Source organism: Janthinobacterium sp. EB271-G4-7A (assembly GCF_020858075.1).
Classification (GTDB): Bacteria; Pseudomonadota; Gammaproteobacteria; order Burkholderiales; family Burkholderiaceae_D; genus Janthinobacterium; species Janthinobacterium lividum.
Genome location: NZ_JACYMI010000001.1, coordinates 3,350,815 through 3,362,344, shown reverse-complemented (window position 1 = coordinate 3,362,344; position 11,530 = coordinate 3,350,815). Strand labels below are relative to the sequence as shown.

Annotated in this window: 9 protein-coding genes; all 9 read left to right on the top strand. The window is 59.2% G+C overall.

Going from position 1 to position 11,530, the window contains the following annotated elements; genetic code table 11:
* Positions 1-217 precede the first annotated feature (217 nt).
* The 9 genes from IGS58_RS15070 to IGS58_RS15030 all read left to right on the top strand — a co-directional run bounded on the left by IGS58_RS15070 (position 218) and on the right by IGS58_RS15030 (position 11,507).
* Positions 218-724, top strand: coding sequence for a hypothetical protein (locus IGS58_RS15070; protein ID WP_139144173.1), 507 nt, complete (start codon positions 218-220; stop codon positions 722-724).
* A gap of 1 nt (position 725) precedes the next feature.
* The gene (locus tag IGS58_RS15065; protein WP_230521922.1) at positions 726-2,840 is read left to right on the top strand and encodes a phospholipase effector Tle1 domain-containing protein; all 2,115 of its coding nucleotides are present in this window, start codon (positions 726-728) and stop codon (positions 2,838-2,840) included.
* 1 nt (position 2,841) lies between these two features.
* Entirely contained in the window at positions 2,842-3,108 is a 267-nt protein-coding gene (locus IGS58_RS15060) for a PAAR domain-containing protein (protein WP_230521921.1), read from the top strand.
* Between the two features lie 7 nt (positions 3,109-3,115).
* Positions 3,116-4,462 carry a hypothetical protein gene (locus tag IGS58_RS15055; protein WP_230521920.1) on the top strand — a complete coding sequence of 449 codons (1,347 nt, stop codon included), beginning with the start codon at positions 3,116-3,118 and terminating at the stop codon, positions 4,460-4,462.
* A gap of 118 nt (positions 4,463-4,580) precedes the next feature.
* Positions 4,581-7,382, top strand: coding sequence for a type VI secretion system Vgr family protein (locus IGS58_RS15050; protein ID WP_230521919.1), 2,802 nt, complete (start codon positions 4,581-4,583; stop codon positions 7,380-7,382).
* Entirely contained in the window at positions 7,379-8,302 is a 924-nt protein-coding gene (locus tag IGS58_RS15045; RefSeq protein ID WP_230521918.1) for a DUF4123 domain-containing protein, read from the top strand. The genes IGS58_RS15050 and IGS58_RS15045 overlap by 4 nt, the downstream gene beginning before the upstream one ends.
* Positions 8,303-8,357: 55 nt before the next feature.
* A complete protein-coding gene (locus tag IGS58_RS15040; protein WP_139144466.1) occupies positions 8,358-8,753 on the top strand; it encodes a hypothetical protein in 396 nt (131 codons plus the stop codon).
* Between the two features lie 71 nt (positions 8,754-8,824).
* A complete protein-coding gene (locus tag IGS58_RS15035; protein ID WP_230521917.1) occupies positions 8,825-9,325 on the top strand; it encodes a DUF3304 domain-containing protein in 501 nt (166 codons plus the stop codon).
* 31 nt (positions 9,326-9,356) lie between these two features.
* On the top strand, positions 9,357-11,507 hold the full coding sequence (locus IGS58_RS15030; protein WP_230521916.1) for a phospholipase effector Tle1 domain-containing protein: 2,151 nt from the start codon (positions 9,357-9,359) through the stop codon (positions 11,505-11,507).
* Positions 11,508-11,530: the final 23 nt, after the last annotated feature.

Genomic DNA, 11,530 nt, shown 5'->3' with positions numbered 1-11,530 from the left:
CTGGCAATCTCGCTGGTGGACGCAGTCAGGCCTTGCGAAAAGAAATCGGCTTAAAGTGTAGATGTTCTCTATCTAGGCAAGCCGATACACGAAACAGGGCGGTAGGTGTCCGCACCTGCAGCCGTGATATCGCTGCGGTGAAAACCGGCGCAAGGCTGCGTTGAAATGATAGCTAGCAGCACACTTGGTCACACACACAGCATAAGGGCATAACATCATGACAGGCGACGAACGAGATATGGTTATTCATAAATCACGACCATTGCTATCAGGCCGGCGGAGTGCCATCGGCTTGATAGGTTTGGGTTTGATGATGCCGCTTGCGGCTTGTGGACAAGGAAAGAAAAAAATGCAAAAAGAAACAGCGCTGCATGTAGAAGTGTTCTCTTATATTGATCGAATCATTATTGATATTTCTTTTAACGGCACCGGCTTGGGCGTGATGAATAGGTACGGGCGCACGGGCACTATTACCGATGTTTACATTCCGTTTGGAATTCAAACATTGCGATGGAGATTGGATGGGCCAGAGGGTACACCGCGCAATGGCGAGGTGGTGACCCCAAAGAACCAACTCGTCATTTCGCCGGAGCAGATATCCCCGGGAACGCGTTATCTCGGTATACATCTTTATCCCGATGATACGGTCGAGTTCACCTTTGCGGACTCCATACCAGAACAAACAGCCAGAGGTCAAAAAATTCTTGCTAACAGGAAGAAATAATATGGCCGAAGGAGATAAATTGCTTGCGGCGCGGGCATGCAACCGTGATGTTGCCGGCGTAGAACCCAGTGCGAAACAGAATTGCGCGGATACTGTAAATATCAGTATCTACTTTGATGGAACTGGAAATAATAGAGACGCGGATAAAGACCTCCGGCGTTGGTCGAATCCGGCGCGGCTGTGGCAGTCGGCTCAATTTCTTCTGGGGGGTAATTTTCCAAATTACGCTATTTATATCGCTGGGGTCGGGACGCGTTTTAATGGTACAGCGACAGACTGGATGGACGAGAAGCTGAGGAGGGTGGAAGATTCGGAAGCCGCCGGACGTGGGCTTGGTGCTGGCGGAACACGCCGAACCGAGTTTGGGCAAACTAACGTTGATGAAGGTTTGCGTGTCGTCCTTATGCAAAATGCTGCCAAGCTGAACATCCCATTAAAGGCCTATAGAGAAAAGGGGAAGCCAGCCAATATCAATGGTCTCGCTGCCGCGATCGAGGCACATGGCCTGATTACAATCATTAATCTTTCTATCTTTGGCTTTTCACGCGGCGCAGCATTGGCCAGGGCTTTCAGCAACGACATGCTGAAAGCATGCACCACTGGAAAAGATGGCTTGCTGCGTTACAAGGGAGTACCCATACGCTTCAACTTTATGGGATTGTTCGATACGGTTGCCTCGTTTGGCTTGCCAGCGCTGAACGTCGATACGCCCTTTAATGAAAAGAATCTGGTAGTACCGCATGCGGTCGAGCGTTGCGTGCACTATGTAGCGGCGCATGAGTTGCGTTTTTCGTTTCCAGTCGATCTGATCCGGAAGAATGGGGCGCTCAAGTCTGGTTGGACTGAAACAGTGTATCCGGGAGCCCATTCCGATGTTGGGGGAGGGTACGAACCGAAAAACCAGAATATTTTGAATAGCTATGCGCGTATTCCGATGCGCGACATGATGCGCGAGGCAGTAAAGAGCGGTGTACGGTTGGTCGATTATGACGATATCCATAAGTCTAGTAAGGTAATTTTTGAAGAACGTTTTGAGTTTAAGCCTGAAGTCGAAGCGTCTTACAAGCAATACATGGCAGCAATTGGTGCTCCCGCCACCGTGGAGCAAGCTGTTACGGCCCACATGAAAGCCCTGTATTCCACATGGGGCACCATGACCAAGCGAAAAATCAAGACGCCGGACCTGATTGAAGCCGAGAGCGCAGGTGGCAGCAAAAAAGGTCATCCCGGCATTGCGCGTGAAGCCGAGTTGTTGCTGGATGCCGCCAAAGCAAAAGAATTTGCCGTGTCGCATATTCTGCCCACGGTATCGGCAGCAACGCTGCAGGTCATCGGCATGAAGTACAGCATGATCGTACGCCCGGAAAAGTGGCGGCTCGATGCCTGGCAAGCGACGGCATCCGATCCCGTACTCAATTTCATCAAATCCGCAGTGCATGATTCCAAGGCCGGCTTCATGGGCGGCGTGGAGCCGTTCAGTTATTTCCGTCCGCGCGGCATGACAGAATCGTCGCGCAATGTGCTGGCGCAAGGCTTGGACTGGCTGGACGATACCGTCACTGCCATCAAGAAGGGCGTGATCAAGGTGTATCACCGGGCCGAGGGCGTGGTGGTGGAAACCTGGGAAGGCGGCAAGCGGGTGGCCACGCATACGTACAAGGTGGGTGAAAAATTTGTCGTCGATACCGTGCGTGCTGGCGTCACCTATACGGTAGAGGTGTATCAGAGCGGCAAGCAGGTCGTCATCGCTGCCGTGAAGCGCGGCCAGCAGATGGTCATTACCTCGGTCAACGTCGTCAAGAAAGAAATCACCGATGCCGCGACGGCCGTGCAGAAAAAGGCCGGTGAGGTGGTGGACGCAACCCAGGAGCTGGCGGCAGAGGCCGGGCGCAAGGTGCAAAGCGGCGTCAACCAGGCCAAGGACATGGCCACCGAAGCCGGGCGCAAGGTACAGAGCGGCGCCAGCCAGGCCCGGGACATGGCCACTGAGGCCGCCCGCAAGGTGCAGGGCGGCGCCAGCAAGGCGGCCAAGGCGATCAGCGACGGCGTCGATACGCAGGTAAAAGCGATTGAAGATGGCTGGAGTGCCTTCCGGCGCAATCAGCTGGGATTCTGACATGGCGCTCGCAATCATCCGGCTCGGCGACAAGACGACCCACGGCGGCGTCGTGGCAAGCGCCTCTCCCGTGCATACGATCCGCGGCATCGGCATCGCCAGGGTGGGCGACATGGTCGCTTGTCCATTGCCGGGCCATGGCAGCAATCCGATCATCGAGGGCAGTACCGTATTCAGTATCGGCGGACGCAAGGTGGCGCTGCATGGGCATAAAAGCGCTTGCGGCTGCGCGCTGATCGCCAGCCTGCCCGTGGCCACGATAGGGTAGGCGGATCATGAGCGATATTTCCTTGCCGCAAGCACCGTCCGTACACCGTCCGCGCCGCCGGCTGGTGTTCAGGATAATCTTGTGGATACTTGTGCTGGCAATTGTCGGCATTGCCTGGATTGCTCTGCTGGCAAGCGTGGCGCCATCGCGCCTGGATTTGTCAGGTGGGGGCGCGATACTGATGCTCTGCGCACCGCCCGTGCTGCTGGCCTTTCTGGGCTGGACAGGCCTGCAATTTCTGGCAACCCCAGGACCCGTGCCGTCTTTGCCTGCCAGCACGGCGATTCCGGCGCCGGCGCAGGAGCTGCCGCAGGAACCGCCGGCGCCGCCGATTCCCCTGGTGCGCCTGCATATCGGTGCCTGGAGCGCGCTGACGCCCCATGGTGCCGTGACCGAAACGGCCGAAGGCAGCAAGGCGCGCAAGCAAGTCTTCAAGCCTGACAAGGCCATCCTGCACCCGTCCGGCTACCCGGCCCATGCCGGTATCGTCGATCCCCTCGACCTCGGTGCGATGGGGCATGCCGCAGACACGCGTCTGCGTGTCCCGCGCGTGATGACCCTGCTCGCCGCCATCCTTGACGACCTGCATGCGCAGCAGGGCAGCCTGGTTCGCCGCATCGATGGCCCGGTGAGCGTGTATTGGCTGGCGCCCGATGCGATATCCGGCGGCGCGGCGCAGGGCGCAGTCTTTGCACGGGCATGGCAGCATTCGGCCTGGCGTGACATGCCCTATGTCTTGCAGCCGATGGCGGCCGGCGAAGCCCGTCTTTTCACCGTGCTGTCGGCCCTGCAGCACGGCATTCGCCAGCCTGCCGTTTGCGCCATCATCGTCGGCGCCGACAGCTTGCTGGACCCCGAAGAACTCGCGCCTGCCTTGGCGCTGGGACAGGTGTTTGCCGCCAGTGCGCCGCAGGGCTTCATTCCTGCCGAAGGCGCGGGCGGCATCGTGCTGTGGAACCCGGACAGGGCGCCGGAGCAGGGGTGGGCGCATGCCGCAATACTGGGACCGGTCAGCACCGCGCAGGGTGCCGCGACACACGCCGCCGTGCATGGCGTGATGTCCGCCGCGCTCATGGCGTCGGGCATGGACGCCGCCGATATCGCCCATGTTGTCAGCGATGCCGATCACCGCCCGCAGGCAAGCATGGCCGTGGTGGCCGCCATGTTGCAGCTGCTGCCCGGTCTCGACCCGCTGGAACAGCGGATGAGCCCCATGGAGTCGGCAGGCAGTTTTGGCGCTGCAACCGATCTGGTCCATCTTGCGCTGGCGGTAGAACTGGCCAGTGAAAAACCGGTGCTGGCGCTCGGCACCACAGGCGGACAGTGCGCTGGCGTCGTGGTAATGCCCGCCTGAGCGGCAAGGGTGCACATGCAATGGTTTCAATCGCGCTCCTGCGATATACATTCCTCGCTACAATAATTGCAAAATATGCAAAATATGCAAATCGTGGTAAACGACTGACGGGAATCGCATGTCATCCACCTCGACCGACAAGATTGCTGACGCACTGGCCGCTTTCACGAGCGCCACGCGGCTGTACGAATTGATCATCGGCGAGGACGCGAACGGCAGCTTGCTGGTCGAAGCCTTTGCCGCCGACGAACGGCTGCAGGAGGTCGGCGCGCGCGACGTCATCGCCTTGTCCACCAGCGCCCATGTTGCGCTGGCGTCCCTGCTGGGCCAGCCTGCCAGCCTGCATATCAGCCTGGCGGACGGCACGCGCACGCAGTTTTCCGGCTATGTCAGCGAAGCGGCCATGCTGGGCAGCAATGGCGGCCTGGCGCGCTACCGCCTGCGCATCACGCCTTGGTTGTTTCTGCTGACGCAAGTGCGTAACAGCCGCGTCTGGCAAGATCGGAGCGTGACGGCCATCGTCGACGAGGTATTGCAGGCGTATGCGCCATATGCGCTGTGGCGCTGGAGCGACGAGGTCGCATCTTTCATGCAGGACGTGGGCGAACGCAGCTATTGCTGCCAGTACCGCGAATCGGATTTCGATTTCGTGCGCCGGCTGCTGACGGAAGAGGGCATCGCCTGGCGCTTCGAGGCGCACACTCTGGTCCTGTTCGCCGATAGCAGCCAGGCTTGCGCCACGCCCGAAGACGCCAGCAGCGCGCAGGCGGGCGGGCTGCGCTTTCATGGCGCGCGCGTCGGCGAGCCTAGCGACAGCGTGCAGGCCTTGAGCGCGCGGCGCAGCCTGCAGGTGGGCCTGAGCAGCGTGCTCAGCTATGACTACAAGGCGAAAAAGGCCGTGGCTGCCAGCGTGCCGGCCAACATCGCGCTTGGCGGCAAGAACGCGCCGGTGCTGGAAAGCTACGACACACCGGGCCAGTACTGGTACGCCAGCGCCGCCCAGGCGCAGCGCTACGCGCAGTTGCAGATGCAGGCCCACGAGGCGCGCGCCCAGCTGTGGCAGGCGCGTTCGACCGTGCGCACCCTGCGCGCCGGCACGCGCTTTACCCTGACGCAGGGACCGTTACCGCAGGCCGATGGTGCCGCGTCCGAATATGTCGTGCTGCGCGTGGCCAGCATCGGCGTCAACAACCTGCCGGCGCCGGCCCTGGAGGGATTGGCGGAACTGTTCGGCCCGATACCGGAATTGCTGGAAGAAACCGTGGCGGAGTGGGGCGCAGGATTTCCCGATGTCGCCGCCGCGATCGCCCAGGCGCAAACCAGCGGTTACGCCAACTGCATCGAGATGATCACCGCAAGCACCCCGTGGCGTCCGGTGCATGACAGCAACGATGCGCGCCAGCACGCCACGCCGATCGCCCTGGGCAGCCAGAGCGCCATCGTCGTCGGCGCCGATGGCAATGACGTGGCCAGCGGCGCCGATGAAATTTACTGCGACAGGCTGGGCCGGGTGCGCATCCGCTTCCACTGGCAGCAGGAGACGGGCGCGACCTGCTGGGTGCGCGTGGCGCAGCGCGCGGCCGGCGGCGGCATGGGCAGCCAGTTCCTGCCGCGCATCGGCCAGGAAGTGCTGGTGCAATTCCTGGAAAACGATATCGACCGGCCCGTCATCATCGGCGCGCTGTACAACGGACAGGGCGAGGGCGGCACCGTAGCCACGCCGGGCGGTGGTACGCGCGAGCCAGGCGACGCTGGCGTGTTCCAGCCGGCCCACGATCACGCGGTAGCGGGCCAGGGCAATCTGGCGGGCGGCAACAGTCCGCTGTGGCATGGCGCCGCAGGCGCCAGCGCGGCGCATCGGAATGCCAGCGCGCAATGGGGCATCCGCAGCAAGGAGTTCGGCAAGGCGGGCGGCATGGCCGGTTACAACCAGTTGCTGTTCGACGACACCGACAGCCAGGGCCGGGTGCAGCTGAAAAGCAGCCATGCGGCCAGCGAGCTGAGCCTGGGCCATCTGATCCACGGTGCCGACAATTACCGTGGCAGCCTGCGCGGCGCCGGCGCCGAGCTGCGCACCGATGCGTATGGCGCGGTGCGCGCCAGGGCGGGCTTGCTGATCACCAGTTATGTGCTCAAGCACGAGGCCGCGCAACGCGATCCGGCCGGCGACAATGCCGGCGGCATCGCGCTATTGAAGCAGGCAGTGATGCTGGGCGACACCTTCAGTGCTGCCGCCAAGACGCATGAAACGGTCGCCTACGCCAGCCATGTGGGCGTCACCGCACCGAATGCCAGCGAACTCGACGAGCAGGCGGCGCCCCTGAAAGCCATGCAGGCCAGCGTGGCGGGCATGTATGAACAGTTGCCGCACACCAAGGACGCCATCATCGCGATTGCCGCCAAGGCTGACTTGGGCCTGATCGCCGGGCAGGACCTGCAACTGGCCAATGGCGAGAGCGTCGTCCTGATGAGCGGGCAGGACACGCAATGGAGCAGCGGCGGCCAGTGGCGCCTGCACACGGGCCAGGCCATCGGCATGTTGGGCGGCGCCGTCAAGGCCGGGGAGGGGGATGCCGGGGTGCAGCTGATCGCCGCCCAGGGCATCATCGACGCGCAGGCGCAGGCCGACCTGCTCCAAGTCCAGGCGCGCGAAGAGGTCAATATCGTTAGCGCCAACGCGCATGTCGACTGGGCGGCGGCGAAAAGCATCCGCCTGTCGACGGCGGGCGGGGCCAACATCACCATCGAGGGCGGGAACATCATCATCCAGTGTCCTGGCAAGATCACCGTATTTGCCGGCAAGAAAAGCTTCATCGGGCCCACGCGCGCACCGTATGTGATGCCGCCGCTGCCATCGAGCACGTGTAAAAGCTGCATTTTGAGCGCCATGCAACAGGGCGCAGCGGGAGTGCTGCGGTGACGCCCGACAGCGTTTCGGCATTGCACCACTGGGTCCGGGCCAGTCTTGAGCGGCAACGCCTGCCTTATCTGCTGCTCGACAGTGCGCAAGCCGAAAACAGCCACCTGGCGCTGCAGCGCTGGAAAGTGCCATATGCGTCGCTGTTCGAGGAAACCCACGAAGCGAGCCTGCCCGAGATCGCGCCCCTGCTGATACGGCTGTCCGGCCTTGCGCCGGCCATGCTGGAAAAAGTCTGCGACTGGGCCGAAAAGCTCGGTTATGGCGCGCCTTGCCTGAGCTGGATGGAAAGTCCATGGCCCTTGCCCGAACTGGCGCGGCATTTGCGCCAGTTTCACGCCGTCGGCCTGAGCGACGAGCAGCAGATGATGCTGCGCTGGTATGACACGCGCATCCTGCCCGTCTGGCTGGCCTGCCTGGAGCCGCTGCAGCGCGAGCAGTTCGTGGCGGGACTGTTGAGCTTGCAGTATATCAACCGTTTTGGCGACGTTGCCGTCCTGCTGGAGGTCGATACTGCCGGTGCTGCACCGGACGCTGCGCTCATGGACTCACCGCTCATCCATCTTGACGATGCGCAATACGGCATGCTGGTCGATGCCGGCGACGCCGATACGCTGATCAGTCATTTGCGGCGGGTGATCACGGACGAAACCAGTGATACCCCGCCCCGGCTGCTGTACGAGTTCGTTGCCCGCTACCAGCAGCGCGCGCTGGCCGCCGGCATCGACGACCTGGACCGCCAGACGCAATACCTGTTGCTGGCCCTGTATACGTCCGGCGCAGGCATTGAACATCCCGATTTCATCGCCCTGATGCAAGATCCACCCACCTCTATCGAAAGTTTTTATGAAGCCATGCAAGCCTTGTCCGACGACGTATGGGAAGCCGGCCCACCTTTATGGGGCATACAAGTTGAAGCTTGACCGGCTGCCGGCGCTGTGCCTGAGTTTGGCCTTGGCGTTTGCTTGCGGCAACGTCGTGGCGCAGACAACGGTAAAAGCCGGGCCGCAAGCGTCAAGCACGGAGAAGCACGCCAAGCTGAAACCGGCCGACACCGCCAACCTGGTCAGCCATTTGCGGCGCGTGATCACCGATGAAACCAATGACACGCCGCCGCGCGTGCTGAACGCCTTTGTCGCGAAATACCAGCAGAGGGCGCTCGATGCCGGGATCGATGACCTCGACCGGCAAACGCAGTACGTCTTGCTGGCGCTATATACCTCCGGCAAGGCCATGGAACAGCCCTTGTTTATTGCATTCATGAAAAACCCACCCGCATCGCTCGATGCTTTTTACGACGCGCTGCAAGCCTTGCCGAAAACCGTTTGGGAAGCGGGGCCACCGTTGTGGGAGTCGTATGAGCCAAAGGGATAATGATTCTTGAAATTGATTTCATGTAATTTGAATCACAAGATTTATTTGGCCGGCGAATTTCAGGAGATCACATGATAAAAAAAGTAATGCCGAAAAATTTACTCAATGTATTTTTATGTATTTTTATGGCATTTTCAAATATTGCTTGTAGCAAGGAATCAATGAAAACTAGCGTGAGTTTGACGGCATATAACCATACTGAGAGCGGCGTCGGAAGTTATATTGTGACACTGGCAGATGGAACTTCAGTAGAGGCTGGCTACCTGGCTCCTGGCGAAGGGGGGGGCGGGGAAACTTGCTGTCTTTCAATTCCTTCAGTATGGAAGCCTGGCATGAAAGCGACGATATCTATGCAAATATTAAAAAATGGTAAGCCGATTCGAGTGGAAAAGACTGTCTCTGTACCTCGTTACAATTCGTCCGATGCCGGCAGGTTTGTCGTTCATTTTCTTCACGATGGCAGCTTAAAGGTTTTTGTAACTAAATACTCGTTGGGACATCGAAAATATCCACTTTCTGGCAAGGAGGCGGAACTGGAGCCTGGCGTTCCACTAGAAATAATATGGGAATAGAAATTATAAATAATTCAGGGATTTTGTAAAAATGTCTATTGTTTATACAGGAAGAAAAGCTCCTCTCGATGGGCGACGCAGGCTCACTCCCAAAGAATCGTCACAGCGTGCCAAGGCGATGGCTTGCGTCAGGTCGCCTCATAAAACAGAATGTCAGGGGCAGATTTATATCGGACTGTTTTATGATGGCAGTGGAAATAATCATGATTGGAAGCAGAAAGATCCGCTAGTCAATCCCAAGAACTTGACACAAAGGCAAAGAAACAAGCACAGCAATGTTGCCCGGCTTTGGGATGCACATCTTGATGAAGAAAAAAATGGATTCTTTCGTGCATATATGCCAGGTGTTGGTACGCCGTTCAAGGAGATTGGCGATACGGTCGAGGCATTAACTGATAATGCGGGTGGTGGCTTCGGTTACATGGGTGCCGATCGTATCAATTGGGGTATCACTTCATTGCTCAATGCAGTGCACCGTTATTTGACAGGTACACCTATGCTAGGTCGGGACGAGCAAAGGCTGCTGGTTAATTTGATGAGTTCGCAAATGCTGCTTGGGTTGGAAGGCGTGCAGCGTTGGACAATGCTGACGTCGCTTGAAGAAAAACTGGCGCGTGTCGTCAAAAATCATCAGCGCAAGCTCAAGCAAATCAACGTATCCATCTTCGGTTTTTCTCGTGGCGCGGCCGAAGCGCGCGCCAGCGCGCACTGGCTGCATCAGGTGTTCGAACGGGAAACCGGCGCATTTGAGCTGGCAGGCGTCCCCATACGCATAGGCTTCCTGGGAATTTTTGATACCGTCGCCGCCGTTGGCGTCGGTGACGTAACGCCGGTGACCTTCGGGCATATGGCCTGGGGAAATGGAACCCAGAGCATTCATCCCGTAGTTGAAGAGTGCACGCATTTCATCGCTTTGCATGAACAGCGCGCCAGTTTTCCGTTGGAATCGGCAACGGGACGGGGCAATGTTGGTTACCCCGGCATGCATTCTGACGTAGGTGGGGGATATTACCCTGGCGAGCAGGGCCGTTCCATGCCGGGCTGGGGGCCTTCGCCGCATCTGTCGCAGATTCCCTTGATCGACATGCATTTCGCCGCCCTGAAAGCCGGTGTGCCCTTGCGCACCCTGAATGAGATGAAAGAGGCCAGGCACAGTTTGCTATTGCTTTCCTTTGCCACTGACCCAAGACTGATCGCCTCCTATAACAACTGGCTGACCCATAACGGCATCAAGGGCGCGGACGTGAAGACCTTTACCGAGGCGCATACAAAACAATATCTGCGCTGGCGCGGCATGTTGCACGCGCAGGGAAAAACGCAATTGAAGAGCAAGCGTTTTTTCAAGGAGTCGGATAAGCCGGGCCAGAAAGACTTGCTGGAGGCCGACACCGATCTGGGGATATATTTGCGCTCCTGGCGCGAACGAAAGAAGGCCAACGCAACCGTGGCGGGGTGGCTCAATGAACGTGCCAAGACGGTCCTGAATCGCGTCAGCCCGGCTGGCATGCTGTTTGTCGAAGACGGGAAAGACCCGTTAAGCGACTGGGAAGAGCGATTTTTGAAAATCATGACGGAAGGCGCGCAGCCGCCGGCCGGCTGCGTCACGCTGTTTGAAGATTATGTGCACGATTCGCGCGCCGGCTTTCGCATCCTGGGCAAGCACGAACCGGTATGGCTGACCGGCGGCTATGGCCGCTTCCGCAACGTTTTCGTGCAAAGCGATGATTATTCGAACATGTCGAATATCGCCAATGAATCTTTGAAGGCCGTCAAGGCAGCAGGCGACGCGGCCGTGACCTACTTCCAGAAGCTGTATGGCTATACGGTCAGCACTTACCGGGCAGCGCGCAGAAAGGTTGCCGCGACCGCGAAGGCGGTGGCCGAGGCCGAAAAACGGCTGGAGCGGCAGGCGGTGGCAACGTACAGGGAAACGAGCCGGATGATCGTCGATGGCGCCACCCGCGCCGGTCACGGCGTGCATGATGCCGGGGTGGAGGCGGAAAAAAAATTGGACCGCGCAGTCAAGACCGCGAAAAACGCCATGCAGCAAGCCAGCCAGGAAGCCCGGCTTTATTATCAGGCCGAAAAAAAGGTCATCTTGAAATATGCGAAGGCAGAGGCCGAGTGGAAGGCGCAGCTGGAAAAGCGCTGGCGCGAGGAAGAGCGGGAAAAAGCGAAATAAGACCGAGGCAGGCAGAACACCCT